The organism is Cyclobacterium salsum, assembly GCF_010119245.1.
Lineage (GTDB): Bacteria > Bacteroidota > Bacteroidia > Cytophagales > Cyclobacteriaceae > Cyclobacterium > Cyclobacterium salsum.
The window spans coordinates 80,100-105,672 of the sequence record NZ_WNKG01000009.1 but is presented as its reverse complement, the minus strand read 5'-3'; the positions used below and the strand labels follow the sequence as shown (position 1 = coordinate 105,672).

The window sequence follows — 25,573 nt, the reverse complement described above, 5'->3', positions numbered from 1 at the left end:
AAGGGAAAGCTCAGCCTTTCCCTTTTTTTGTCCACAAGTGCCAAATGGCCAAACTTGTCAAAATAGCCAATAGAAACCAAAATAGAGGAAACCCGAAAAAGGGAGTCGACTTTTTTGTTGGGTTACCTATAAAAACCAAATTAGCCCAAAAATAGGGATGGCGGTATTGTGCCATTTCGGGATCCTTCATAAGGCTATTTTTTGCTCGATGCAAGGCCTCGGGGTAGCCGTACCCCTTAGCGAGCCAGTGGTAGAAATCACGACTGATATAGGCAGTGGCTTTATCATTTGCTTTCCAGATGCTACTGACCACATTAGCGCATCCTGCATAGGAAAAGCCCCGGGAAAGACTTATTAGCCCCTCACTTCTCATCACGCTTCCGGTGTGCGTGTCACAAGCACTTAAAAAAACCAATGAAGTATTGGATAATGATAACTGGTACAACTCCTCATCATGCAGCAAATGATCTGGCTCGGAAGGAGAAAACACAATATAGGCATTGGTAGTGCTGTCCCGGTCCGTTACGGCATGCGTAGCCAGATGAATGAGAGAGGCGTCTTCCGAATGATCCAAAAAAGCTGTTTTGGTAGCGGATTTACCAGTAAAGACCCTTCCCTCCAGGGTTTGCATTTCTGATTCTGAATAGGGAAGCTGATTAAAAGTAATGGTATCTTCCGAAAAGGGGGCCAGGGTAAACGGAGCAAATCCCAGGGCCTGACGAGTACTCCGAACGGGATTCGGGTCCAATTGCAGCAATTTTCCGGAATACTGATAGGTAATCGCATGGTTTTCTACTAAATACGTTCCTTCTGTATCTATCAACATTTCAAAGGGCAAATGTACCAAAAACTGATCCGGTAAAATGACCCAGTTTGAATACGGTTTTAACTGCGGATAGGTATCGGCTACTAGTAGGTCATAGGCTGCCGAGGCCTGTTCTTCAAGTGTTTTCCGGTTTTTTCCTCCGGATTCAAGCAAGTTAGCTTGTATTGCCCTAATGGTCTCCCGGACAGCATTTTTATTCTCGGTGGCAGCGAATTTCAGGCCATCCGGGCTAAGCGTGAAGCAAATAACATTCTCATCAGCGATAAAATAACTAACGATGGCCAGGTTGCCGGAATCTACCAGAGCCTGAAGGCTGGAAAATGCGATTCTTTCTGCCGCCAATTTCTTGTTAAAATAAGTATCAAATCCATTATAAGAGGCATACAGCCTGCTAAGAGCTAATTTCTTATCTCGGACGGCTGTTTCCAGTGCTTCCGTTTTTTCAGGAGCAACGTTATCCATCAGCCTGCGGTTAGCCCGGGTCAGTTGAAACTTTAAGACCTTTTCTTCCTGTAAAAGTTCTTCTGGAATTCCGGCATTGTCTTTTATCCTGGTCTCATTTTTTGCAAGTTCCAGTGCGCTGGCTTTGCTTTCTTCTGCCCAGATAAAACCCTGTATCAAGTGGGCTGGTTGGTTGGTCTGCTCGTATCGGTCGAGGGCAGCCAATACGGCCGATTCATACCCACTACGAATCGCCTCGCCCAGAAAGAGTCGTGCTTCCTGATTATCGTACAAATTATTCATGTAAAAAACCAGGTCAAAAGCTACCTGAAAGGTCTCGAAGGTTAAATCGTAAAGACGAACATCGTTTGTTTCTTCCGCCAGTAACCGGGCACTTTTTGCTTTGAGCAACAGGGTTTCAAATAGATCGGTCATCCCCCAATTTACACTTCCCGGTGCTGGATTTTGAAAGATATCCGGCTGGGTAAAGCCTTCATCAAAATACAAAAGACCCTTATGAAAAGCATGCAGGGCCTTTTGGTATTCGCCTTTTTCGAGCCAGGCTTTGCCCAGTAATTGGTAGGATTTCCCTCCTCTGTAATGATAGGAGGCAGGTTCCGCTTGCGTTGGAGCAGCCCCTTCGTTGTTTTGCAAGGAGTCCAAAAGCCGGGTGACGTGCGTTGGCTTCCCTTTAAGTAAATAGATTTCGGCCAGGACGTTGTGATATAATAGATTATCAGTTTCGGAATTATTCCAGGCCCTTTGCAGGTAAAAAAGTGCCGTGTCGGGTTCTTCCTTTTTTACGTAGAGCGAGGCCAGTTTTTTTTCTATTTCCCGGGTTTCTATATGTAAGTCGAGTGCCTCGGCATACAAAGTAGCAGCTTTATCAAATTTTTTCAGATTGGCCCATGCTGCGGCTTCGTTGCTGAGTAAGCTCATTAGGGCATATTCGTTTTCGGGAACCGGTGCTGAGGCGGTGGAGGGCAGCAGCATTGACCTTGCCTTGGAAAAATAATTAACCGCCTGGGAAAAATTCCCTGATTCGTAATAAATGACTCCCAACGAATTATATAACCTACCCGTATCGGCTTTGTCCTTTTTATCCAACAGGGATTTCTCTGCCTGATTCAGAAAATAAAGGCTACTGTCAATCTGATTTTTTAAAAAAAAACTTTCTCCCAGGTACAGGTAAGAGGCAAATAACAGGGTATCTGACAAGACCCTTTCTTGTGTAAAACGAACCCCACGTTGGAGTTGTTGGATGCTTTGTTCCGGTTGATTCTGTATCAGGTATAAAATCCCCAATTTTTCATATGCGTCCAAGAGAAGGGTGTCAGGGATAAGATCATTGGGTTGGCTTTCGATGATTTCCGTAAGTAGTGCTGTCGCACTACTGTCAGTGTGAGCGGTCGGATTTTCCGCATTAAAGTAATTCAGGGCTGTTTCGTACTTCTTTATCCAAGATTCGTCCTGTCCTATAGCCAAATCCGGCATGATAAATAGCAAAAAGAACACATTTAATCCAAGATGATGAAAGCTATTCCTGATGATATAAGCTATACCGCTCATCTTGAAAACCGGGAAACCACCACCAGATAGGGCGGACGGGGCCTTCTGGTACTCGGCCGATCAAAATTCAGCCTTAAATTGTCATTGGCAGATTTGGTAGATAAAATTTGGTCCTGCTTTGCCTGTATTTCATCAATCAGGGTCTGGGGAACGTCTTCCATGGTCTCATAGTAAAAGAATTTCAATCCGATCGAATTTAGGGCGCGCATGCTCCCATCGTTAAGCCGGTAATATAGCGTTACATCTTTTTGCACGCCATTTTCTGGCTGGGGACCAAAGAAATTGTTTTGCAATGTCTGCTGCAGATCGATGGTACCGGTTGCATTCTCTACAATCAAACCCTGGTCAGCAAGCTGTTCTCCGCCAGGGCCTTCCTCATCAAATTCACATTCCTCATCATCATCATCGTCATCCGGATCATCGTCGTCGTCATCGTCGTCATCATCATCTTCATCGCAAGGAGGTAAAGCCGATTGGTTTCCATTGTAAACAGGCTGAATAAACGCCTCTCCCTGGTCGACTACAAAAATTCCATCCAGGTAATTGATACCGGCGATGGTCAGTCGAAATTGACATTCGTTTTCTCCCCGGGTAAAGCTGACTTCGTACTTTAAGCCGGTTTCACTTGCGTTTACATCTATAACACCGGTTTCAGGATCGATCGCCAATCCCTCCGGTTGGGCTGAAAAACTACCCGAACCCGAAATGCCAATAGGCTCAATCAGATTAGCAGTGGTATCGCTTATAAAAAACAAGGTGTCCGTGTAGGAAAATTCACTGCAATCTTGGTTTAGGGTAACGTCAGGACCATTATTTCCATTTTCTTCAACATTGCATGAAAATACAATTAGAGAAAACAGTAAAATACCAACATGAGGTTTTTTAAGATATGCCATCAGATGTGCGATTAATCGTTTCTTTTTAAGTTGCATCAATAATAGAATATGTAACACATTTTCCCCAAAAATGGTCATTATGATAAAATAATTGTAACGGTGATTTATTATTCCTAAGGTGAAAAGGCCAATTTACTGAAATTTACGCTTTTTTTGTACCTTTCGTTCTAAACGACAATTAATAGCGTAAACCAACTAACTCGATGGATACATCCAAAATTCTACAAACACTGCTGGAAAAATTAGAAGAATGGTTAATGGCCTTGGTAGGTTATTTACCCAATCTTATCCTGGCTTTAATCGTTTTTATTCTTTTTTTGTTTCTTTCCCGGTTTGCGGAAGGCTTTTCCAAAAAGCAACTGGTGAAGGTGCATTTAGATGAGACCATCAGTGGGTTTTTGAGCCGGCTCATATTTCTGGGCATTTTCCTGGCCGGGTTGATGCTGACATTGGCTATATTAAACCTGACGGGCACCGTGACATCGATCCTGGCAGGACTGGGAATCATTGGGCTGGCCTTGGGATTTGCATTTCAGGATACGGCTGCTAATTTTATGTCGGGTATTTACATTACCTTTCAGCAACCGTATGCCATAGGAGACGTGATTGAAACACATGATGGAATCATGGGAAATGTAGTAGACATAAACTTACGGGTCACCAAGGTAAAAACTTTTGATGGACCAATGGTTTACGTCCCTAACCGCTTTCTTTTTCAGGAAAATTTTACCAATTACACAGAAGAAGGCAGGAGAAGAATACGAATTGATTGTGGTGTCAGCTATGGGGAAGATTTAGAACTGGTAGAAAAAGTAGCCTTGGAGGCGGTAAAAGACGTGCCTGGAAAAATTGAAGAAGAAGATGTATCCCTCTTTTGGAAAGGGTTTGGAGACAGTTCCATCGATTTTTCCGTCAACATATGGTTGGAATATAGCCGGGAAAACAGAGCCTACATCATTGCCAAAAACCAGGCAGTCAAAAATATTAAAAAAGCATTCGATGAAAATGGGATTACCATTCCGTTCCCCATACGTACCTTGGATTTTGGGATCAAGGGTGGAGAGACCTTTCAGGAGCAAATGGCTAAAACGGAACTGCTGGTGCGAAGAAAGCCGGAGCAGTAGATTTTTATTCGCCGTATTTGAGATTGGATCCTATTCAGGGAAAAAATTAGCGGTTAAAAGAAAAAAGGGTTGCCCATTTTCTCGGTCAACCCTTTAGTCAATTTATTAAGAATGCCTTACTTGGCTTTTTCTTCCGTAAAGAGCATCTCTTTCAGTTCCTCTTTAGCAGCTCCCGTTTTTTGCTGGAGTTTTCCAACTAATTGATCCTCTTGCCCTTCGGAATAAGCCAGGTCGTCGTCTGTTAGTTCTCCATATTTGGCCTTCAATTTCCCTTTCAATTCGTTCCAGTTGCCTTTAAGCTTAAGATTAGTTGACATAATATAATTGGTTTAAGTGAAAAATTATTTTCTAATTTGTATTAAATTAATACAATAACTGTTCCAAAATGGGAAATTCATGACAACAATTAAACTTCCAGGTCATTTAAAGGCTCTGACTATCTTGCTACTGCTAATTGTTATTGTTTTTATTTTAATAATGGGAAGAAGTTTACTGATTCCCATTATTCTTGGTGGATACATTGCGATGCTATTGATACCTGCATGCAACTGGATGGAAACCAAAAGGGTTCCCCGCCCCGTGGCTGCATTGATATCGCTTTTAACTTCCCTTGCGGTCATTCTTGGACTGATTGCATTGGTCATTCTCCAAGTCAGGAGTTTTTCCAGGGACTTTGAAGATGTTACCGGGAGGCTGAATAGCTATTTGGCCGACCTGGATCAAATGGCAACCGAATTGTTTGGCGCAAATCTAGGTATAGAAAATGGCTTGGATAAGACCCAATTATTTGATCTGCTGGAATCTAATAGTGAAACCGTTTCTAATTTCTTATTATCTACAATTGGCTCTCTTTCCGGTGTGGTTTTACTCCCGGTTTTTATATTTTTTATGTTGCTTTATCGGGACCATCTGGCAAATTTTATCACCAAATTTTTTAATCAGGAAGAGGAAGAGAACGTGAAATCAAAAATAAGAGGCCTGCGAAAGGTAGTACAATATTACATCATTGGAATGGTTAAGGTCATGGGGATTCTCGCGGTACTTAACACGGCAGCATTGTATGGAATTGGTGTAAAACATGCCTTGTTTTTTGGGTTATTTGCGGCATTGTTGAACATCATCCCGTATTTGGGACCCTTTTTGGGTGCTATTCTTCCTTTTATATTCTCGTTTCTGACTATGGATGGCTTGATTTATCCCCTAATGGTCGTCATTACGTTTACGGCTATCCAGTTAATAGAAAGCAATTTTTTAACGCCGAAAATTGTTGGTGGAAATGTAAATTTGAATGCCTTGATGACGTTTTTAGGTTTGTTAATTGGAGGTGCTATCTGGGGAGTGATCGGTATGATTTTGATTATTCCGACCCTGGCCATATTAAAACGGATTTTTGAACTGAAAGATAGCACCAAACCTTACGCATATTTGTTTGGAGAAGAAGAGATTAAACCGCTATTAAAAAGAAAGAAATGAGTGGAAAATGGCCTTATTTCCTGCTGTTGATGACCTGTATCGTCGTTGCCTGTGATTCTGCCGAGAGTAAGAAGGGAAGATTTTTATTGAAAGGGAATAATGAATTGGCAGAAGGAAATGCCAAAGGAGCGATTTCCTATTATTCTGAGGCCATCGGTATTGATCCCGAATTTAAAGAAGTCTATTTCAACCGCGGAATGGCCTACTACCGGCAGTCCCGCTATCAGGAAGCCATTGCCGACTACTCTCAAGCCCTTTCGCTGGAGGATGATTATCGGGAAGCCCGGTTACAACGAGCAATGGCTCACCTGGACTTTGGTGAAAATTACAAAGCACTGGAAGATACCAAAATTTTGATCGGTAAAGATGATCAGGATAGTCAGGCGCATTTTGTTCAAGGCCTTATCCTATCGGCCTTGAAAAACTATACCGCTGCCAGGGAAGCCTTTGAAAGATCCCTGACACTTGACCCTGAAAATGTAGAACTTTATATCAACCTGGCTACCGTTAACTACCAAATGGGAGCTTGGGAAGCGGCTAGACAGGATTTATCCCAGGCCCAGCAACTTGACCCGGAGCACAGTATGATTTACAACCTCCAATCCTTGCTTCATTTCGAAAATCAAGAATACGAGAAAGCACTGTCTACCGTAGAAGCGGCCATCAAAATAGAAAAGGACCAGTCTTTTTATTACAACAACAGAGGATTGTATCACCTGTACCTTGGGAACCTGGAAGAAGGCCTAAAGGATATAAATTTTAGTTTGAAACAAAATAGCCAAAACCTGCATGCGCTGCGGAACAAGGGGATTTATTATTACAAAAAAGGGGATCAGGAGTTAGGAGAACGTTTTCTTAAAGAAGTCTACGAAAAGGACCCCACGATCGATTTGGTTGAAGAATACCTGAATGGAAACTAAAAAAAGCCACGAAAACGGGTTCGTGGCTTTTTCTAGTGATTACTTTTTTGATTTATTTACTATATGGCATTTTCTTTTACCAGGTTTAGTGCCGATCCCGCCTGAAACCACTTTATCTGGCCCTCATTATAGGTATGATTTACCTTGATTTCATCCTTGCTGCCGTCGCTGTGGTTCAGAATTACCGTCAACGATTGACCGGGTGAAAATTGATCCAGTCCAACAATATCCATAGAATCGTCTTCTTGTACTAGTTCATAATCAGCAGGATTATCGAACGTCAACGCGAGCATTCCTTGTTTTTTCAGGTTGGTTTCGTGAATTCGCGCAAAGGATTTTACCAGGATGGCCCGTACTCCTAAGAATCGAGGTTCCATGGCCGCATGTTCACGTGAGGATCCTTCACCATAGTTTTCGTCCCCTACTACCACCGAACCGATGTTGTGAAGTTTGTACTGCCTTTGCACGGCAGGAACTTCTCCATAGCTACCATCCAGCTGGTTTTTTACTTTATTGGTTTCTTCGGTGTAATAGTTGACTGCGCCGATCAGCAGGTTATTGGAAATGTTGTCCAGATGTCCTCTGTACCGTAGCCAGGGACCGGCCATGGAAATATGGTCGGTAGTACATTTTCCTTTCGCCTTAATGAGTAATTTCAGCCCTTTCAGGTCAGTACCTTCCCAGGGCAAAAAGGGTTCGAGTAGTTGCAGCCGCTCAGAGTCCGGTGCCACTTTTACCTCCACGGAAGAGCCGTCTTCCGCTGGAGCCTGGTAGCCGGCATCTTCCACCGCAAAGCCTTTTGTCGGCAATTCCAGACCTGCCGGCTCTTCTAATTTCACCTGTGCCCCGTCTACGTTAGTCAGGGTGTCGGTCATGGGATTAAATGTCAGGTCACCTGCGATGGCCATGGCCGTGACGATCTCAGGGGAGGCCACAAACGAGTGGGTATTGGGATTACCGTCGGCCCTTTTCGCAAAATTCCGGTTAAAAGAAGTGATAATAGAATTTTTTTCCTGTTTTTCGGCACCATGTCGGGCCCATTGTCCGATGCAGGGTCCGCAAGCATTGGCCAGCACCACACCGCCCATGTTTTCAAAAATACCCAAAAAGCCATCCCGTTCCACGGTAAATCGCACTTGTTCTGATCCGGGAGTAATGGTGAATTCGGACTTGGCATTTAATTTCTTATCCACCGCCTGAGCGGCCAGGGAAGCGGCGCGGGATATATCTTCGTAAGAAGAGTTGGTGCAGGAACCGATCAGTCCAACTTCCAGTTTCTGCGGCCAGTTATTTTCTTTGACGGCAGCAGCAAATTTGGAAAGGGGCCAGGCTAAATCTGGTGTAAACGGTCCGTTGATATGGGGTTCGAGTTCGGACAGGTTGATTTCGATGATCTCGTCGAAATAATCTCCCGGCGTAGCATATACTTCGTCATCACCGGTCAGGTGTTCTTTGATTCCATTGGCCAGGTCGGCTATTTCTGAGCGGTCGGTTCCCCTTAGGTAGGCTTCGGATTTTTCGTCATAGCCGAAGATGGAGGTGGTAGCTCCAATTTCAGCACCCATGTTGCAAATGGTACCTTTGCCGGTTGCCGATAAAGAACGGGCTCCTTCTCCGAAATATTCCACAATGCATCCGGTTCCGCCTTTAACGGTCAGGATACCAGCCACTTTTAAAATGACATCTTTTGCGGCGGTCCATCCGGAAAGCTTCCCGGTAAGTTTTACACCAATAAGTTTGGGAAATTTCAATTCCCAGGGAAGTCCTGCCATCACGTCACAGGCATCCGCTCCGCCTACGCCAATGGCGACCATTCCTAAACCACCAGCATTGGGTGTATGTGAGTCGGTGCCAATCATCATTCCGCCAGGAAAAGCATAGTTTTCCAGTACCACCTGGTGAATAATACCTGCACCGGGTTTCCAAAATCCCAATCCGTATTTATTAGACACCGAAGATAAAAAATCGTATACCTCCCGGTTTTTGTCTTTGGCCCTTGCCAGGTCTTTATTGGCACCTATTTCGGCCTGTATAAGGTGATCACAATGCACGGTAGAAGGAACCGCCACCTGAGACCTGCCGGCCTGCATGAATTGCAGTAATGCCATTTGAGCAGTGGCATCCTGCATGGCCACCCGGTCCGGTTTGAAATCTACGTAGGAGCCTCCCCGATCATACGCTTTAGCAGCTTCCCCACCAGAAAGGTGAGCATAAAGGATTTTTTCGGTAAGGGTGAGCGGTTTGCCCACTGCTTTTCGGGCTGCAGCGATACGTTTTGGGTATGCGGCGTAGACCGACTTGATCATGTCTATATCAAAAACCATGGATGATAAAATTATACTAAGTTTATAAATTGAATGTTAAATTAAAGGGCAAAGATACGAAAATCACCTGTTAATCGGCCAAAATGCCCCTTACAATCTGCTTATTTATAAAGGATTTAAAACAGGTAGGTGTTGATCGTTCCTTTAATAGACAGGTTTACTTTAAGTCCAGCAGAAATTGTAGGGTATCCACTTTATCGGCATAATCGTCTAGTTGGGGTGATTGAGCGGTCCCAAGGGGGATGCTACCCTTCCACCAGCCATTTCTGGAAACGATGCATTGAATTTTGTCTTCCTGAGTCGTAAGCGTTGCCTGCAATTGCGATTTATCGGTGTACAATTCGTAATAGATTACCGAGATAGGGGAAACCAACTCCTCGCTTTCCACCAGAAGCAGGTGGCCATTGTCCAGGTGAGGACTTCGATTCACCAGGTACTTGGATTTATTGTATTCGTAATTATTTAGGTATTTATGGTGGTTGATGACCTGGCTGGCCGGGTCCATTCCCTTCATAAACGCCTGAATCTGTTCCTTATCTGTAAAAAATACCTTGGAAACGTTCCTACAGCCTAGTCCATAATAGCGAAAAATATCTTCCGAAAGCAGGTTCCATTCCTGCTGGTCCTCCCGCCCGTCCAGGATGGCCACCGAGGTCCTGTTTTTTCGAATGATATGCGGGTATTTGCCAAAATAATAGTCAAAATAACGGGCCGAGTTATCACTACCTGTAGCAATGTAGGCATCCCTACCTACCAGCCGCTCTTCAAATGAAACGGCTTTGGCCAGGGTAGGGTCTATTTCGCTGAGCTGATCGGCCAGCCAGGGGATGATTACCTGGTCGGAAGTGCTTAGTTTCACACAGGCTCGGTGACCGGCCACCAAAACGCATAAAAGATCGTGGAAACCTACCCCGGGAATGTTGCCAGCCATAATAAGGCCGATGTTTTTAGAAAGAAAGGATTCGTTTTTCTCAAAAGTATACTGGCTTGTCCACCTTTGAAGGTGATCAGGCCTGAGGTAAGCGATGATCCCCTTCAATGCATGGCGGGACTGTTCGGGAGTAAACCAGCTATTTTGGTTCTGCATCTGATCAAATAAGGCTACCAACTCCATTTCTGGCAGGTTATTGAGGTGCTCATGAAGGGCGGAAAGGGCAGACAGTCTTTGATTAATATCCATAGGTATGCGGATCGGAATCGGGTAGTGAGTAGGATTAATTTTTGAAATCAGGCAAAGATAAAGAAACCGAAACAAAGGGAAAAGGAAGTAGTTAGTATAACAATTAATGTAGGCGAATTAAAATTAGCTAAAGGGGAATCTTTTTGCTTGTGAGATTGTATTTTGGTTAGTAGTTTTGCGAACAAACAAAAATGGAATAACAATGGCAATAATGATAACGGACGAATGCATCAATTGTGGTGCCTGTGAACCTGAATGCCCGAATACCGCTATTTATGAAGGAGGTATCGAATGGACTTGGGGTGGTGGCACCGAATTGAAGGAAGTGACGCTAGAAGACGGAACAGTAGTCAGTGGGGAAGAAAAGCAAGAGCCTGTATCCGACGAATTTTATTACATCGTGACACAAAAATGTACGGAGTGTACGGGGTTCCATGAAGAGCCGCAGTGCGCTGCAGTCTGTCCGGTGGATTGCTGTGTGGATGATCCCGATCATCGGGAGTCTGAAGAAGAGTTGCTGGCGAAAAAGCAATATCTCCATGGAGAATAGGGGGATTGTAAGAAAAAACAGTCTTTTGTAGTCATAAAATTGTCTTTTCCAATAGGTAATTTGAAGATTATCACAAGTTTTGGAAAAAAAAACGGGCAATAACTTGAATTTAATAGTTGAATTGATTTAACTTGGCATTAAATCGATTTTTACAAAAAATTAAAATGTTTGGATAGTGGAAAATAACAAGGATTACGAAAGAGATGAAATTTTCACCAAAAGGGTAAAGGCCGGAAAGAGAACCTATTTTTTTGATGTGAAATCTACCCGCTCCAATGACTATTACCTGACCATCACGGAGAGCAAGCGGAAAATCAAGGATGATAATTTTTTCTACGAAAAGCATAAAATTTTCTTATACAAAGAAGATTTTGCGAAATTCGTTGAAGCCCTTCAGGATGCTGTGGATCATGTGAAAAATGACCTGATGGCTGACTTTGATTTTTCCCAATTTGATGTGGAGCCGGAGGCCTCAGAAAGTGACAACAATAATAATAATAATAATAAGTTTGGTGAAGACCTGAAGTGGGAATAGTTTGATTGTAGCCCTGGTTTCATCCAGATTGAAAGCGTTTATAAGCGAATTTTGGGACAATTTGTTGGAAAGCAACAAATACTATCCCCTAATTCGTTTTTTTTGTTATTTTTGATCCATGCTCAAAGTAATCCTTACGGCGACCGTTTTTACGCTGCTTGTCTTTTTATTGGGTTGGTATTTTTCAGACATCAGCTTGTATTTCATGTTTTCATTGGTATTAGCAGCTGCGCTGCGCCCGTTGACGAATAAGATCAACAATCTGTATGTAATGGGGCGGCACATACCCCGAGTCTTTGCCATCATTTTGTCTTTCCTGGCAGTGATTTTAGTAGCCTTCTTTTTGGTCTTGCTTTTTTTACCACTTCTTCGGTCTCAGATAGAACTACTTACCGATCTGGACATTACCTACCTTTACGATCAGATTCAAAGGCCCATCGACAATCTGGAGGCGATATTGATTCAACTTAACCTGATCAATAACGAACCGGGATATCTGATAGGACTGGTAAAAGAAAACCTGATCAGTAGTCTAAACGAGGTGAACATTCAAGGTTTCATAAACAGGGTAATATCCACCACCAGTACCTTTTTTATAAGTATTTTGGCCGTCGGGTTCATCACTTTTTTTCTATTGTTGGAAAATGGGTTACTTCGCAGAAATTTGCTGAATTTTATTCCTAATAAGTATTTTGAACTTTCGGTAGCTACTTTTCATAAAGTGGAGCACCTGCTTTCCAATTACCTGTTGGGATTGCTAATTCAGATTTCAGTGATATTTTCAATAGCTTCGATCGGGCTGACCATCGCTGGCGTGGAATATGCCATGACCATAGCGGTGTTTGCCGCGGTGGCTAATTTGATTCCCTATGCCGGGCCTTTGCTGGGGGCTATATTTGGGGTTTTGGTCGGGCTTTCTACGGGAGAGTTTAGTGCTGCCAGTGAGGTGTATTTTTTCCTATTTAAGGTATTAGCCGTGTTTTCAGTGGTACAATTAAGTGATAATGTCGTGTTACAGCCATTTATTTTTTCTAAATCCGTAAAAGCCCATCCCCTTGAGATATTTGTTATTATCTTTGTGGGTGCAAAAATTGCGGGAGTTTTAGGGATGATTTTTGCGATCCCCGTGTATACCATTTTCAGGGTTTCTATCCAGGAGTTTTACAAGGGATACAGGGAATACAGAATATTTAAAATTGATAAGATATAACGTTCATGGGATTAAAATGTGGGATTGTTGGCCTGCCCAACGTGGGGAAATCAACTTTATTCAATGCCTTATCCAGTGCAAAAGCGGAAGCTGCAAACTTTCCTTTTTGCACCATTGAGCCCAATGTGGGTGTCGTCACCGTTCCGGATAAGCGATTACAAATTTTGGAAGGTCTGGTCCATCCACAGAAAGTGATACCGACAGTGATTGAATTTGTAGATATTGCCGGTTTGGTAAAGGGAGCCAGTAAAGGAGAAGGACTTGGGAATAAATTTCTGGCAAATATTCGCGAAGTAGATGCCGTCATTCACGTGATCCGGTGCTTTGAAGATCCCAATGTAGTCCATGTAGCCGGTTCGGTAGACCCAGTATTTGACAAGGAGGTCATCGATACCGAACTGCAGCTCAAAGACCTGGAATCCGTTGAGAAGAAAATCATCCGGATAGAAAAAGTAGCAAAGAGTGGCGATGCCAAGGCCAAAAAAGCCATGGAAAGCCTGCTTAAATTCAAGGAAGCACTAAAGGCTGGGAAAAATGCCCGTGCAGTGGAGGCTGATTCGGATGACCTGGAGGCACTTCAAGATATTCACCTACTGACGATCAAGCCGGTACTGTACGTGGCCAATGTGGATGAGAATAGTATTCAGCAGGGGAATGATCACGTCACTAAGCTGAAAGAAGAGGTAGGCAAAGAGAATGCGGAAGTCATCGTACTATGTGCCGCATTGGAAGCCCAGATAGCTGAGTTTGAGGAAGTGGAAGAAAAGAACATGTTTTTGGCTGAGTACGGGCTGGAGGAAAGTGGGCTAAACCGATTGATAGCTGCTGCGTATAAACTATTGAACCTGATTACCTATTTTACCGCTGGAGTCCAGGAGGTACGGGCCTGGACCATCAAAAATGGATGGAAGGCACCTGCTGCTGCCGGTGTGATTCATACCGATTTTGAAAAGGGATTCATCAAAGCTGAAGTGATCAAATTGGAGGATTATAAGCAGTACAAAACCGAGGCGGTTTGCCGTGAAAACGGAAAAATTGCAGTTGAAGGTAAAGAATATGTAGTTTGTGACGGAGATATCATGCATTTTAGGTTCAATGTGTAAATAAATTGAAATTTTATTATTATGTTTGTGGCAACTTATTTACCCATAAATTAGTTATTTCTGTTGTAATGATGTAATGAATTATTGTTTAACTTTTCATTTTTAATGTCGTGAGAATAAGATTAATATTTTCTTTAAAGAACAAAGGTGCTTACTTACCCTTTCACCACCAGTACATTTTGGCTCAATTTCTCAAAGGTCTGATCGTTAAGGGAGGACAAGAAGCGTTTTTTAACTACAATTACTTCAACTTTTCTGGCCTGAAAGGTCAGACTAAAGTAAGTAGAAGCGGGCTACACTATTACTCCAGCTTAGTTACTCTGGTTGTATCCGCTCCTGATGAATCGTTTATCGATTACTTATTGGAGCAGGTGTTTAAAACCCCTAAAATTGAGTTGGGAAACCTTATTTTGTCTCCTGAATACACGGAAAAAGAGATTGAACCGCCCTTGGAAACGTCCAACAAATTCGTCTGTATCTCTCCTTTGGTGTTGTTGATGCCTACCTTTGATGATGAATCCGGGAAAAGGTTTATTAATCCGGACACCGATGAATTTTCAGACCTGCTTTACGAATCCACCCTTACCCGAATGGAAAAATCGGGATGGTTTAATCAGGAGCAGATGGAATCTTTCTACAAATTTCAAGTAGTACCGGACATGAATTACGTAAACAAACTGCGGGAACAGCAGAAAAAGTTTGCGAGAATTTATTCGGTGTATGACATGGACGTAAAATACGAAGTGAGGGGATATACCCTTCCCTTTACCTTGTACGCAGCGGAAGAAGTGCAGGATTTCGTGTTTAAATGTGGTTTGGGTGCTTTTACCCACAAAGGTTTTGGTATGTTGGATCTGGCCAATAATATGCCCAGTCAACGAACCGAGCCGTACAAGTTTAAGCGGGAGGGATTTATACCTTATCGCTCGCAATCCCAATCACACGAGCCCAGAAGAAATGACGAAAGGGCCGAAGGTGATAAAGACAGTTCCGATTCTCCGGAATCAGAGGATTAAAAAAAATAAAAAACCCAGAAAATCATCTGGGTTTTTTTTATATCTTCATCTTCGTCAAAACCTTCTTTTGTTGGGGTTTACGACACCGTAGCCGATCAGTTCATCGTATCGGGATCCCATATCCCGGTAATAGAAAAAGAGCTCGTATTCGTTTTCGGTTTGAAAATGATTGCCTTCAAAAGGCTCGGTATCCCAACCTTCTTCATCCGAAATGCCGTAAAGGTAGTCATACCAACCTTGCTTTAGAAATAAGGAGGCCTGATACCTTCCTTCTTCAGAATCATAGACCATTTTGGACTCGGGTTTATTCCCCCATTGACTTAATGCCCCCAGCACGTATGGGGGAACTGGAAGTTCTTTCGATTCCAGATTAAAGGTGAGTAATACGTATTCGCTTTCCAGATCGTGGTTTTGCCGTTCAACATTAAAAACCCCAAATTGCCCGTTGATATCCAGGTATTCCAAATAACCCTGCCCGTTTCTACTTTGATCCATACCTGCTTCTGCAAATACGGCATCGTCTTCCATGGTGATGCCAGCGATGTTTCTGCCTCTGGTTCGAACGTAGCGGAGGTCTACAAATCGAAACTCATTGCCTGCTGAAAAAGTATTGGATCCGTCAAAATGGTTGTACTGCAACTGTTTCAGATCTTCGCGAATTTGGGTGAAATTCAATCCATAAATCGCGTTGTCCCAACGTTGGTTTTGCCGAATGACCAGGACCGTTTGGTTCCTGGGGTCTACTAATTCCCGATTACCATAATTGACCGTTACATCCAGCTGTTGGCGGGTCCTTCGGTTTTCATTCCGACTGGCAGGCACGACCTCGGCTCCGATGCTTACCTGATTTTGGTAGACCATAAAACGTTTGGTAAAAATCGTTTTGGATTCATCCCTGCCCCGGTATACTTTGATAATGTAATTTCCGCTACGGTTTACTCTTGGGATCTGAAAGGTGTAATGGATATACGGAATACGGGTATTAATACTGTATTCGTAGGAATTGACATTGTACTCGTTGTACTGCTCGAGAAAATCGGCATCTCTCAAGCCTGATTGGGTCCAGTCGGCATTGCAATGAATCAGCTTGGCAGAATACCGGTCTGCTTCGTAAGCAATGTCATCAAACTGAAGCACCAAAGGCGTTGGACTGCTCAGGGAAATCACCGGAGCGGTCATTTGAGCTTGAAAATCTCCGGAAGCCGGAAACAGTTGAACGGTATGAATATTAGTATCAAATACACGGTCTTGGTATACTTCCTGTGCTACCAGTCTCGGAGCGGGGACGAATAGGCAGAGCCAAAGGAGCAGGTTTAAAAAAAGATATTTCATCGCTTGGAATTTCAGATAAACCATCAATCCGTTGGGTTTTCGATTTGTTCTGCCAGATCCTCCCATTTTTTATTCAGGCGGGCTTCCTGATTCAGGAGCACGGCGTATTCTGCCTGTAGTTCCTGCATTCGTTCTTCATTTTCATAAGCGGCAGGAGCAGCCATTTCATTTTCCAGGGCTGATTTTTTATTTTCCAAGACCGTAATATCTTCTTCCAGTTTTTCCAGAGCGATGGCTTTTTCCCGGATACGCTTTTTCTGCCCGGCATCTTGCCGGTCGGTGTTGGATTTACCATTGGTAGGCTGGCTTTCTTTTTTCGAAACGGGGGCAGTAGTAGCCTTTTCTTCTTTAGGAGCCTGCAGGGAACGCCAGTAGACGTACTCATCATAGGTGCCCGGGTACTCCTTGATTTTATGATCTTCGATATACCAGATCTTATTTGCTACTTCTTTAATAAAAAGCCGGTCGTGGGATACGGTGACAAAGGTCCCTTCATATTGCTGCAGGGCCTGGGTTAGAATGTTGACCGATTGAATATCCAGGTGATTGGTAGGCTCATCCAGAAGTAAAAAATTAGCCTCAGAGATCAAGGTCTTGGCCAGGGCCACACGGGATTTTTCTCCTCCTGAGAGTACCTTGATTTTTTTGAAAACATCGTCATTGGTAAACAAAAAGCAACCCAATACATTTCGGAGTTCCGTTTCTGTTTTTTTACTACCTGCCTGAGCCAACTCCTGAAGAATTTCATTATTGATTCCAAGGGCTTCCAACTGATGCTGGGCAAAAAAGGATTTGATCACATTGTACCCTTCCTCTCTGCGCCCTTCTATGGGTTCGGAACCATCAATGATCCGTAATACGGTGGATTTACCCTTTCCGTTCGCACCGATCAGGGCAATTTTATCTCCCCGCTCGATACGTGCATGGGTATTATCCAGGATTTGTAGCGCTCCGAAAGACTTGGAAACCCCATCCAACACGACCACATCCCTGCCTGATTTTTGGGAGAACTTGAATTTAAAATTGACGGACACCTCATCCCGGACCACCTCCGAAACCCGGTCTAGCCGGTCCAGGGCCTTGACCCGTGACTGAACCTGGTTGGACTTGGTAGCCTTGGCACGGAATCGCTCAATAAAGCGTTCCGTTTGTTTGATCATCTGCTGTTGGTTCTCGTAGGCATTTTGCTGAATTTCCTCCCGTGCCACCTTTTCCTTTTTGTAAAAAGCGTAATTACCGGCGTAGCTGGTCAGATTTCCCTGTGATACCTCCACGGTAGTTTCGGTACAGTTGTTTAGAAAGGTCTGATCGTGGGACACCACCATTACAGCTCCCTCATATGCCTTCAGGTAATTTTCTACCCATTGAATGGAAGGTAAATCCAGGTGGTTGGTAGGCTCATCCAGCATTAGCAGTGCTGGCTTTTCCAATAGAAGCTTGGACAACATGACTCGCATTCTCCATCCCCCGGAAAAAGTTTTGAGCGGCCGGCTCAGGTCTGCTGTTTGAAAACCAATACCTTCCAGTACTTCTTCTGCCTTGGCTTTGATGGTATAACCTTCATTGGCCTCAAACCGTTCTTGCAAATGCGCCAGCTTTTGTAGGATCTGATCCGAATAGTCCGTTTCCATCTGTTTCAATACCCTGTCGATTTCCTCTTGCAAGGAAAGGGTTTCCTTAAAAGCTTCCAGGGCCACATCCAGGATGCTGTCATCCGACTGGAATGAAAGCAAGTCCTGGTTCAAAAAACCAACACTGCAGTCTTTCGCCTTTTGTATTTCACCGCTGCTTGGCTGCAAATCCCCATCGATGATTTTGAGCAGGGTGGATTTACCAGTTCCGTTTAAGCCTACCAGTCCAATTTTGTCTTTCGGCTTGATATGTAAGGAAGCATTTTCATACAGGGGGCGACCCCCAATGTAATAGGATAGATTATTGATGGATAACATGCTGCAAAATTAAGAAATCTATGTGGTAAATGGCAGCAATGCAAAAAAGGATTTTACACCGCAGTATTTTTAGTGGAATAAAGTCAACTCAAAGCCCACGTTATCTACCCCTTTTGGAGGAAGGGATTGAATGCCCACTTTTTCCTGAAAATTACCATTGTGCGTGAGGGTATCTGCAATTCCGTTCCAGGGTTCTATACAGACAAACCCCGCATCCTGCTGTTTGGTCCAAAGACCGAGCCAGCGAAACTCCTCAAATTCCATCGCATATCCTTTTCCTGTTTTTCGGCTGCGTATGGAAACGGAAGTCACCGGACCCACGTCTGCAATTAAGGCATCGTTTTGAAACCATCCCCAATCTAGATTCAGTTTTCCATTTTGGAGTGGGAGTGTTTTTCTCTCGGAACCGATCAATCCCTTTTCGAGGACATACAGGGATAGGGAAGAAAGGTCTTGTTGCCCAAAATCCAGTTGGTAGTCTTCAAGGGATTCTTTTTGGGGTTCGAGCGGACAAGCAAATCCTGGGTGAGCCCCAATGCTGTACCAAAGTGCCTCATCAGCGGAGGGATTAATGACCCGGTAATCTACCCGCATACCAGTATCGCTGAGGGTGTACCTGATTTGTAGTTCGAAAGCAAAGGGATAGACTTGCAGGCTGGTTGCATCCGATTTTAGGGATAATAGCAGGCTATCCTGAGATTGGTCCAGCAGCGAAAACACCCGGTCCCTGGCAAAACCATGCTGCGTTAGCGAATAGGACTTGCCACGAAAGGTATACCGATCGTCCTGAAGTCGCCCCACGATAGGAAAAAGTACCGGGGAATGCCTGCCCCAAATGGAGGGATTAGCTTGCCAAAGGTATTCAAGCCCTTGAAAGCAGAGTGAGGTACACTCGGCACCTAAGCTGGAAAACCGGGCTTCTACGGACCCTTTTTTTAGGTAAAACGATTTAGGGGAAGTCATGAGCTGGTTAAAATCGTAAATTTTCTGTTCAAAAAAAAACCTTTCCTGAAAAAGGAAAGGTAGGGTGCGCACGAGAAGATTCGAACTTCCACACCCGAAGGCACCACCCCCTCAAGATGGCGTGTCTACCAGTTTCACCACGTGCGCAAATTGGAGATGCAAAACTAGTAAGATATCGCTATCGTTGCAAACAAATGGGAAGACAAATTTAATGAGCCAGTACGGTGAATTTTTGGTGTTCGGTGCAATACCTGCACCTTCAACCCGGTTCCAAATGGAAATCGGAAAATGCTATATCGGAAATGGAGACCCATTTAAGGGAGGTAAGGAAATTGAAGGGTAGGGATTATCCATTTATTGGATATTGAAAACGGGGAGGAAATTACTTCTTATTCTGATCCTTATCTTCAGCTCTTTTTTTTGATTTTCGCTCTTTTTGAGGCTTTTTTTTATTTTCATCGAAATGTACCCCATCGGTTTCCATATCGGAGATGCTGCGCTTAATGGGACCCTTTCGTTTTTTATTTTTTTTTGTCGGGTAGTCTGCTTCCTCAAGCAATGAACTGAGCGCATTGAACAAGGCCGCTCGGGTAGGACCAGAGGCCGGTTCATATTCATAGGGTTCTTCCTCCATGCGACTGAATTCCCGAACAGAGGTGACTATAAAAACCACAAAGGAGATCACCACTACGATTGTCAATATGATTACGTCTGCGTTTTCCATTTTATCTTTTCATATTAAATAGTATCAAAAAACCCAATATGGTCGGGCACCACAACCCTATGAAAATGGCTTTGAGGGGTTCTCCGACAATGAGGAAGTAGTATTCCGATACGCCGATCAGAATCACCACCAATACCATCAGTACTATTTCAGATTTTTTAAACTTCTTCATGAATTTTATTATTGCTTAACAGAGTTGCCGATTACTGAAAAAAATGGCCTGCGGTGCTACGAACGTTCAGACCATTCACTGAAACATTGATAAGAATCAATGTCATCAATTTGATTATCCATGTGACGTTAACACGTTAAACAGCAGAAAGTTTATAGGAGACTGTTTTTGTGCGTTTCGCAATAGCTGTTTGCAGGATAGCTGATCCGAATCGGATTGCTACTGGTGGTCGGTTAAACCTACCTAAAAATTGAAATCTGGCTGGCATTCATACGTTAAAACAAGTACTCCATTTTCACATCACAGCGCTGATAGGTGCCCGGTTCCATGGGTATGTTCCCAAAACCTAACTTTCGGTACAAGGAAATGGCCGGTACAAGGATGGAATTGCTGTATAGCAACACTTTTTGAGCTCCTTTTTCTTTAGCCCAGTCCAGAGCAGCTTGTCCCAGCAGCAGTCCGACCTTTTGGCCGCGGGCTTTGGGAAGTACCCCCATTTTGATCAGTTCGTACTGCCGGTCACCGGTCTTTTTAAGGCCGACCGTGCCTACGATTTCACCCTGCCACTGCGCAAAGAGCACCGCTCCACCCTGGTCGATCAGGGTTTCGCGAGGAGATTGCAGCTGCGCCACATCAAATGGCTCCATGCAAAAATAATGTTCGATCCACTCCCGGTTGATGGATAGAAAATAGGGTGCTAAAGCATCGCTAAAAGGGAGAATTTTGACCGTTTCCATGATCAAAAGTAAGGAAGTTGGATAGCAAAATAAAGTAACTGCCCGGCAGAAATCTAAAAACCCAGATCAAATTGATTGCCGGGCTTGTCTTTGGACTCCAGTTGCAGCAATTTCAATTTTCGCCACAAGCCTCCGGCATAGCCGGTAAGCTCCCCGGTACTGGCAATAATCCGATGGCAGGGGATAATAACCAGAAGCGGGTTGACACCGATGGCCGCTCCTACCGCGCGAACAGCCGTGGGCTTGGCCAGTGATTTAGCAATGTCATGGTATGAAACGGTGTGTCCAAAGGGTACTTTGTTTACTTCCATCCAGACTAATTTCTGGAATGCGGTTCCACCGATTCCCACAGGGATATCAAAAACGGTAAGTTTCCCCTTGAAATAAGCTTCCAGTTGGGCCATGATGTCTAGAAAAAAGGGGGAATCGGCTTTTTCAGACACCTCGTCTTCCGTGAAATGAGAGGACAAGAGAAAACCCTCCTCGGCAATGAGACGGATATTACCTAAGGGAGATGCCATTACCACTGTTTCTTTCATATCCTCTACAACTTTAAAACCAAAAACAAGGTTTAACCCTAACTGAGGCAGCGACCTGCTGCTGTACTTTCCAATGAGATAATCGTTGCCCTGCCCTGTTTAGATTAAAAATACATGCGTCTATCGATGCATATACGATATGACACCGGGATTAGGGATGAGCATTTTTAACAGGTTTCGGCAGAAAATGTTGCCGGAAATTAATCATCGATGGGTTTTCGATGACGTAAAGGTAGGTTTAATTTCAATTTATACCAACTAATCGGACATCATACCATCATCATGCGGTACTTCCATACTTCCCGCACGGCATCGGCGGCGACCTCGAAAGGTTTGTAAAGAGGGTTACTAGAACAGAGTAGGAGTTGCCTTTTTTCTCTTAATAGGTTATAAGCCAGTTTGAAGGTAACGCCGTCCTGGGCCGTGACCACTACGTATTTCTCTCCATCCCGGATCTCGGTCCAGTCATCCATGTACTCACAAACAATCCAGGATCCGTCAGGAATAGGCTCCATGGAGTCTCCATCTACCTGAAATACCCGGTATTTTTTATCCTGGGGCAAGAAAGGGAGTTGAAACCTGGGCAGCTCCCCAATAAAATCCGGATCCGAAAAACCGGCCAAATAGCTAGCCTTCGCTTTCTGGGAAACCACCTCTATCAGCTCCCTTCCGCTGGCATCCACCGTGGTCGCTAAAATCCGTAATTCCCGGCCTTTCAGGTAACGGCTTGTTTCCAACACTTCCATGAGGCGGTGGGCCGTATATTTTTCGAGGTTTTCTTTCAGCATCAGATCCACGGATACTTCCAGGTATTCACAAATGCGAACCAGCGTATCCAGCGGCGGGCTCACGTTCAGCTCATACCCTGCCAGCTTCGAACGGCTAATACCCAAGCCTTCGGCCATGATGGATTGGGTCAGCCCTTTTCTTTTGCGCAGGAATTTGATATTCACATGCAGGTACATGGGTAAATTTTTTAAGCCAGGGATGAACAAATATAAAACATTATGTTTAAATTATAAACATAAAATTGTCAATAATATTAACATTTCAATGCTGGTAAAGAAAGGGGAAGAGGATACGGGAAATAAGCGGAATATTGTGCACCTGGACCTGGACAGTTTTTTTGTATCAGTAGAGCGGTTGTATGACAATCGCTTAGAAGGAAAACCTATTTTGATCGGTGGTTCGGGAGACAGGGGTGTGGTGGCTTCCTGCAGCTATGAAGCCAGGAGGTTTGGGATCCACTCGGCCATGCCCATGCGTACCGCCCGGCAACTATGTCCGGAGGCATTACTGGTTCGGGGTGATTTTGCCCGGTACAGTCAAAAGTCACATGAAATCACTCACATCATACGTGAAAGCGTACCGCTTTTTGAAAAGGCGTCTATCGACGAGTTTTATGTGGACTATACCGGCATGGACCGGTATTTTGGTTGCTTTAGAATGGCCAGCGAATTACGACAAAGAATCATTCAAGAAAGTGGTCTGCCCATTTCGCTCGGGCTTTCAGCCAATAAAACCGTATCCAAAGTGGCTACGGGAGAGGCCAAGCCCAACAACGAAAAACAGGTACTCCACGGCGAGGAAAAGCCCTTTCTGGCTCCCCTTTCAGTGCGTAAGATTCCGATGATTGGGCGGCAGACTTCACATAGCCTGTACAATATGGGCGTAAAAAAAATCCATACGCTACAGGCCATGCCAGCCGAACTATTGGAATCGGCGTTTGGCAAAAACGGGCTGCTCATCTGGGAAAAGGCAAACGGCATCGACCGCTCTATCATAAGGCCTTATTCGGAGGCCAAATCCATCTCCTCTGAAAATACCTTCGAAACCGATACCATCGATTTAGGCGTGCTGGAAGCCACGCTGACGGCCATGACCGAGCAGCTTACCGGTAAATTACGCCGGCAGCAAAAACTCGCTTCTACCGTGGCTGTCAAGATCCGCTACTCAGACTTTGACACGCATACGGTGCAGCGTCAGGTGCCCTATACCGCAGCAGACCACAGTCTGCTTCCGGTGGTCAAAGCCCTTTTTCACCAATTGTACCAGCGGCGTTTGTTGATCCGCCTGATAGGCCTGCGCTTCAGCGGCCTGGTTCACGGAAACTACCAGATTAACCTGTTTGAGGACACCCAAGAGCGCATATCCCTTTATCAGGCGCTTGATCGAATCAATGGAAAATACGGGGATAAAACCGTTTGCCGGGCAGTAGGCATGCAGGTGGGAAGCAGGCGGTTTAATCCGTTTAACGGAAAGGAAATTTGAATGATTGGGATTTTTGATTTTAATATTACCGGCTTCATCCCGGTCCCCATCGGTCGATAAAAGCATTCTTGCCGAAAAAATAATTCCCAATTAGCAACCGGTTGTCCCTGTCGATGGTTTTGGAAAAACGCTGAGAAAATACGCTCCATTTATCGACGCTGAAATAAAAATCGCCGTCACCGATCCGGTGACGGCGTCAAAAATGCTATTGACCTTGTCCCAGGGAATAGGCCTTTTGCCCGTCGAAGGCATAGAGGTTTTCGGTTTTGATTACTTCCACGTCTTTTTGGATGGCATGGATTAGTAGCTCGGCTATTCCAATCGCGGATTTGGCGGTAGCTGCTATCAGTTCAAAACGGCATCTCCAATGATCTGTGCAAAAGGTTTCTTCAAAACCCTCAGGCCATACCTTTACACCCCGGTTGGTGATCATCGTGAGTTGGTAGGCGGGATGTAGCTCCTGTATTTTAGCCGCCAGTTCGTCGGGATCGCTGCCCTTCCAATCAATAAAGAGGTCTACCCCCTGTAGTGTTTTTTTGCCCGCGGCCATTCGTTGGTAAGGAGGAAGTTGGATCCTTACCTCTTTGGCATAGGAAACCGGCTTGAGTTGTTTGGGCGATTTCCCCAATCTTTCGATCACCGCCCTACCAAAGTCGCGGGTGCCGACTTTTTGTTTACTTAGCCCGGGACGGAAGATTTCCTCTGTGTGTATACCTTCCTCCAGGGTACAGGACCAGGCATTTTTGATGGTTTCGGCTACTTCCGACTGTCCGATGTGATTGAGCATGAGAATCGCACCGCGCAATAGTCCGGAGGGATTTGCCAGATTCTTGCCCGCCAGTGGGGGAGCCGAACCGTGTATGGCCTCAAACAGGGCGCATTTTTCCCCGATATTAGCCGATCCTGCCAGACCGACGGAACCCGATAATTGAGCGGTGATGTCGGATACCACATCGCCATACAGGTTGGGCATGACCAGTACGTCAAACATTTCCGGTGTATCGGCGAGCTGGGCAGCTCCGATATCGATGATCCAATTGTCGGATTCGATGTCCGGATATTCCAGGGCGATTTCTTTGAACAGACGGTGAAACAATCCGTCGGTCAGTTTCATAATGTTGTCCTTGGTGAAGCAACTTACTTTCTTGCGCTGATAGTGCCGGGCGTATTCGAAGGCATACCGGATAATGCGTTCGCATCCGGGGCGGGTAATGAGTTTCAGGCATTGAACCACCTCGTCTGTTTGCTGATGCTCAATGCCCGCGTAGAGATCCTCTTCGTTTTCACGAATTACCACCAAGTCCAGCTCCGGGTGTTTGGTAGGAACGAAGGGATGAAAACTTTTACAGGGCCTGACGTTGGCAAAAAGTCCCAGGCTTTTGCGAAGGGTAACATTCAGGCTTTTGTACCCGCCTCCCTGTGGCGTGGTCATCGGAGCTTTAAGAAGCACCTTGTTTTTGCGGATACTTTCCCAGGCTGCCTTGCCAATACCGCTGCTGTTTCCGGCCAGGTACTCCTTTTCGCCCATTTCTACCGATTCCCACTTTACTTTTGCTCCTGCCGCCTGCAATACTTGCAGGGTGGCCTCCATGATTTCCGGTCCAATACCGTCTCCATGGGCGACACTAATTGATTGCATGTGCGTTTATTTTTGATCCGGCACAAAAGTAAAGCGGAATATTTATTAATTTTTATTTATGTTTATTATAAAAAGCATAA

23 protein-coding genes and 1 tRNA gene are annotated in these 25,573 nt (G+C 44.6%); 9 read left to right on the top strand and 15 right to left on the bottom strand.

From position 1 onward, the window contains the following. Positions 1–10: 10 nt before the first annotated feature. Entirely contained in the window at positions 11–2,836 is a 2,826-nt protein-coding gene (locus GJS45_RS16770) for a CHAT domain-containing protein (RefSeq protein WP_162343022.1), read from the bottom strand. Next, on the bottom strand, positions 2,833–3,732 hold the full coding sequence (locus tag GJS45_RS23725; RefSeq protein ID WP_202928109.1) for a hypothetical protein: 900 nt from the start codon (positions 3,730–3,732) through the stop codon (positions 2,833–2,835). Before GJS45_RS23725 ends, GJS45_RS16770 begins: the two co-directional genes overlap by 4 nt. Before the next feature lie 203 nt (positions 3,733–3,935). Here GJS45_RS23725 and GJS45_RS16755 point away from each other — a divergent pair, with 203 nt between their 5' ends. Further along, positions 3,936–4,856 carry a mechanosensitive ion channel family protein gene (locus GJS45_RS16755; protein ID WP_162343020.1) on the top strand — a complete coding sequence of 307 codons (921 nt, stop codon included), beginning with the start codon at positions 3,936–3,938 and terminating at the stop codon, positions 4,854–4,856. A gap of 116 nt (positions 4,857–4,972) precedes the next feature. Here the strand turns inward: GJS45_RS16755 and GJS45_RS16750 are convergent, their stop codons facing one another. Further along, positions 4,973–5,173, bottom strand: coding sequence for a CsbD family protein (locus GJS45_RS16750; protein WP_162343019.1), 201 nt, complete (start codon positions 5,171–5,173; stop codon positions 4,973–4,975). Positions 5,174–5,252: 79 nt separating this feature from the next. Here GJS45_RS16750 and GJS45_RS16745 point away from each other — a divergent pair, with 79 nt between their 5' ends. Together GJS45_RS16745 and GJS45_RS16740 are read left to right on the top strand one after the other, a co-directional pair. After that, a complete protein-coding gene (locus GJS45_RS16745) occupies positions 5,253–6,329 on the top strand; it encodes an AI-2E family transporter (protein ID WP_162343018.1) in 1,077 nt (358 codons plus the stop codon). Beyond that, complete coding sequence (locus tag GJS45_RS16740; protein WP_162343017.1) at positions 6,326–7,249, top strand: tetratricopeptide repeat protein; 924 nt, start codon at positions 6,326–6,328, stop codon at positions 7,247–7,249. The genes GJS45_RS16745 and GJS45_RS16740 overlap by 4 nt, the downstream gene beginning before the upstream one ends. Positions 7,250–7,308: 59 nt before the next feature. On the opposite strand, the gene GJS45_RS16735 is transcribed toward GJS45_RS16740, so the two are convergent. Both GJS45_RS16735 and GJS45_RS16730 read right to left on the bottom strand, forming a co-directional pair. After that, on the bottom strand, positions 7,309–9,573 hold the full coding sequence (locus GJS45_RS16735) for an aconitate hydratase (RefSeq protein WP_162343016.1): 2,265 nt from the start codon (positions 9,571–9,573) through the stop codon (positions 7,309–7,311). Between the two features lie 157 nt (positions 9,574–9,730). After that, positions 9,731–10,753 carry an acyl-CoA reductase gene (locus tag GJS45_RS16730; protein ID WP_162343015.1) on the bottom strand — a complete coding sequence of 341 codons (1,023 nt, stop codon included), beginning with the start codon at positions 10,751–10,753 and terminating at the stop codon, positions 9,731–9,733. A 202-nt stretch (positions 10,754–10,955) separates the two neighbouring features. On the opposite strand from GJS45_RS16730, the gene GJS45_RS16725 reads away from it, so the two are divergent. The 5 genes from GJS45_RS16725 to cas6 all read left to right on the top strand — a co-directional run bounded on the left by GJS45_RS16725 (position 10,956) and on the right by cas6 (position 15,167). Then, positions 10,956–11,303 carry a 4Fe-4S binding protein gene (locus GJS45_RS16725; protein WP_162343014.1) on the top strand — a complete coding sequence of 116 codons (348 nt, stop codon included), beginning with the start codon at positions 10,956–10,958 and terminating at the stop codon, positions 11,301–11,303. A 175-nt stretch (positions 11,304–11,478) separates the two neighbouring features. Further along, positions 11,479–11,838 carry a DUF3276 family protein gene (locus GJS45_RS16720; RefSeq protein ID WP_162343013.1) on the top strand — a complete coding sequence of 120 codons (360 nt, stop codon included), beginning with the start codon at positions 11,479–11,481 and terminating at the stop codon, positions 11,836–11,838. 118 nt (positions 11,839–11,956) lie between these two features. Then, positions 11,957–13,048 (top strand): AI-2E family transporter, encoded by a 1,092-nt coding sequence (locus GJS45_RS16715; RefSeq protein WP_162343012.1) that lies wholly within the window; start codon positions 11,957–11,959, stop codon positions 13,046–13,048. 5 nt (positions 13,049–13,053) lie between these two features. After that, positions 13,054–14,151 carry a redox-regulated ATPase YchF gene (gene ychF / locus GJS45_RS16710; protein ID WP_162343011.1) on the top strand — a complete coding sequence of 366 codons (1,098 nt, stop codon included), beginning with the start codon at positions 13,054–13,056 and terminating at the stop codon, positions 14,149–14,151. Between the two features lie 110 nt (positions 14,152–14,261). Then, on the top strand, positions 14,262–15,167 hold the full coding sequence (gene cas6, locus GJS45_RS16705) for a CRISPR-associated endoribonuclease Cas6 (protein ID WP_162343010.1): 906 nt from the start codon (positions 14,262–14,264) through the stop codon (positions 15,165–15,167). Between the two features lie 54 nt (positions 15,168–15,221). Here cas6 and GJS45_RS16700 read toward each other — a convergent pair whose 3' ends face one another. The 9 genes from GJS45_RS16700 to GJS45_RS16665 form a co-directional block, all read right to left on the bottom strand. After that, on the bottom strand, positions 15,222–16,499 hold the full coding sequence (locus tag GJS45_RS16700) for a type IX secretion system plug protein (protein ID WP_162343009.1): 1,278 nt from the start codon (positions 16,497–16,499) through the stop codon (positions 15,222–15,224). Positions 16,500–16,522: 23 nt separating this feature from the next. Beyond that, positions 16,523–18,448 (bottom strand): ABC-F family ATP-binding cassette domain-containing protein, encoded by a 1,926-nt coding sequence (locus GJS45_RS16695; RefSeq protein WP_162343008.1) that lies wholly within the window; start codon positions 18,446–18,448, stop codon positions 16,523–16,525. A gap of 69 nt (positions 18,449–18,517) precedes the next feature. Further along, positions 18,518–19,411, bottom strand: a complete 894-nt coding sequence (locus GJS45_RS16690) for an aldose 1-epimerase family protein (protein WP_162343007.1) — start codon at positions 19,409–19,411, stop codon at positions 18,518–18,520. A 65-nt stretch (positions 19,412–19,476) separates the two neighbouring features. After that, positions 19,477–19,558: transfer RNA gene (locus tag GJS45_RS16685), tRNA-Leu, on the bottom strand. 235 nt (positions 19,559–19,793) lie between these two features. After that, positions 19,794–20,135 (bottom strand): hypothetical protein, encoded by a 342-nt coding sequence (locus tag GJS45_RS16680; protein ID WP_162343006.1) that lies wholly within the window; start codon positions 20,133–20,135, stop codon positions 19,794–19,796. A gap of 1 nt (position 20,136) precedes the next feature. Beyond that, positions 20,137–20,307, bottom strand: coding sequence for a hypothetical protein (locus GJS45_RS23720; RefSeq protein ID WP_163386283.1), 171 nt, complete (start codon positions 20,305–20,307; stop codon positions 20,137–20,139). 275 nt (positions 20,308–20,582) lie between these two features. Further along, the gene (locus GJS45_RS16675; protein WP_162343005.1) at positions 20,583–21,044 is read right to left on the bottom strand and encodes a GNAT family N-acetyltransferase; all 462 of its coding nucleotides are present in this window, start codon (positions 21,042–21,044) and stop codon (positions 20,583–20,585) included. 53 nt (positions 21,045–21,097) lie between these two features. Continuing rightward, positions 21,098–21,583, bottom strand: coding sequence for a methylated-DNA--[protein]-cysteine S-methyltransferase (locus tag GJS45_RS16670; protein ID WP_162343004.1), 486 nt, complete (start codon positions 21,581–21,583; stop codon positions 21,098–21,100). Positions 21,584–21,852: 269 nt separating this feature from the next. Then, entirely contained in the window at positions 21,853–22,548 is a 696-nt protein-coding gene (locus tag GJS45_RS16665; RefSeq protein WP_162343003.1) for an XRE family transcriptional regulator, read from the bottom strand. Positions 22,549–22,636: 88 nt separating this feature from the next. Here GJS45_RS16665 and dinB point away from each other — a divergent pair, with 88 nt between their 5' ends. Further along, positions 22,637–23,854 carry a DNA polymerase IV gene (dinB, locus tag GJS45_RS16660; RefSeq protein WP_162343002.1) on the top strand — a complete coding sequence of 406 codons (1,218 nt, stop codon included), beginning with the start codon at positions 22,637–22,639 and terminating at the stop codon, positions 23,852–23,854. Between the two features lie 205 nt (positions 23,855–24,059). Here the strand turns inward: dinB and GJS45_RS16655 are convergent, their stop codons facing one another. Further along, positions 24,060–25,493: an NADP-dependent isocitrate dehydrogenase gene (locus tag GJS45_RS16655; protein ID WP_162343001.1), complete on the bottom strand. Its 1,434-nt coding sequence runs from the start codon at positions 25,491–25,493 to the stop codon at positions 24,060–24,062. Positions 25,494–25,573: the final 80 nt, after the last annotated feature.

What these genes read in the sequence shown, in the direction of transcription:
- GJS45_RS16730 (WP_162343015.1), bottom strand. Translation starts at nt 10,753, where the DNA reads ATGGATATTAATCAAAGACTGTCTGCCCTTTCCGCCCTTCATGAGCAC.
- GJS45_RS16680 (WP_162343006.1), bottom strand. Translation starts at nt 20,135, where the DNA reads ATGGAAAACGCAGACGTAATCATATTGACAATCGTAGTGGTGATCTCC.
- GJS45_RS23725 (WP_202928109.1), bottom strand. Translation starts at nt 3,732, where the DNA reads ATGGCATATCTTAAAAAACCTCATGTTGGTATTTTACTGTTTTCTCTA.
- GJS45_RS23720 (WP_163386283.1), bottom strand. Translation starts at nt 20,307, where the DNA reads ATGAAGAAGTTTAAAAAATCTGAAATAGTACTGATGGTATTGGTGGTG.
- GJS45_RS16700 (WP_162343009.1), bottom strand. Translation starts at nt 16,499, where the DNA reads ATGAAATATCTTTTTTTAAACCTGCTCCTTTGGCTCTGCCTATTCGTC.
- GJS45_RS16665 (WP_162343003.1), bottom strand. Translation starts at nt 22,548, where the DNA reads ATGTACCTGCATGTGAATATCAAATTCCTGCGCAAAAGAAAAGGGCTG.
- GJS45_RS16745 (WP_162343018.1), top strand. Translation starts at nt 5,253, where the DNA reads ATGACAACAATTAAACTTCCAGGTCATTTAAAGGCTCTGACTATCTTG.
- GJS45_RS16735 (WP_162343016.1), bottom strand. Translation starts at nt 9,573, where the DNA reads ATGGTTTTTGATATAGACATGATCAAGTCGGTCTACGCCGCATACCCA.
- GJS45_RS16715 (WP_162343012.1), top strand. Translation starts at nt 11,957, where the DNA reads ATGCTCAAAGTAATCCTTACGGCGACCGTTTTTACGCTGCTTGTCTTT.
- GJS45_RS16740 (WP_162343017.1), top strand. Translation starts at nt 6,326, where the DNA reads ATGAGTGGAAAATGGCCTTATTTCCTGCTGTTGATGACCTGTATCGTC.
- GJS45_RS16675 (WP_162343005.1), bottom strand. Translation starts at nt 21,044, where the DNA reads ATGGAAACGGTCAAAATTCTCCCTTTTAGCGATGCTTTAGCACCCTAT.
- dinB (WP_162343002.1), top strand. Translation starts at nt 22,637, where the DNA reads ATGCTGGTAAAGAAAGGGGAAGAGGATACGGGAAATAAGCGGAATATT.
- GJS45_RS16725 (WP_162343014.1), top strand. Translation starts at nt 10,956, where the DNA reads ATGGCAATAATGATAACGGACGAATGCATCAATTGTGGTGCCTGTGAA.
- GJS45_RS16750 (WP_162343019.1), bottom strand. Translation starts at nt 5,173, where the DNA reads ATGTCAACTAATCTTAAGCTTAAAGGCAACTGGAACGAATTGAAAGGG.
- GJS45_RS16670 (WP_162343004.1), bottom strand. Translation starts at nt 21,583, where the DNA reads ATGAAAGAAACAGTGGTAATGGCATCTCCCTTAGGTAATATCCGTCTC.
- GJS45_RS16655 (WP_162343001.1), bottom strand. Translation starts at nt 25,493, where the DNA reads ATGCAATCAATTAGTGTCGCCCATGGAGACGGTATTGGACCGGAAATC.
- GJS45_RS16695 (WP_162343008.1), bottom strand. Translation starts at nt 18,448, where the DNA reads ATGTTATCCATCAATAATCTATCCTATTACATTGGGGGTCGCCCCCTG.
- ychF (WP_162343011.1), top strand. Translation starts at nt 13,054, where the DNA reads ATGGGATTAAAATGTGGGATTGTTGGCCTGCCCAACGTGGGGAAATCA.
- GJS45_RS16755 (WP_162343020.1), top strand. Translation starts at nt 3,936, where the DNA reads ATGGATACATCCAAAATTCTACAAACACTGCTGGAAAAATTAGAAGAA.
- GJS45_RS16770 (WP_162343022.1), bottom strand. Translation starts at nt 2,836, where the DNA reads ATGAGCGGTATAGCTTATATCATCAGGAATAGCTTTCATCATCTTGGA.
- GJS45_RS16690 (WP_162343007.1), bottom strand. Translation starts at nt 19,411, where the DNA reads ATGACTTCCCCTAAATCGTTTTACCTAAAAAAAGGGTCCGTAGAAGCC.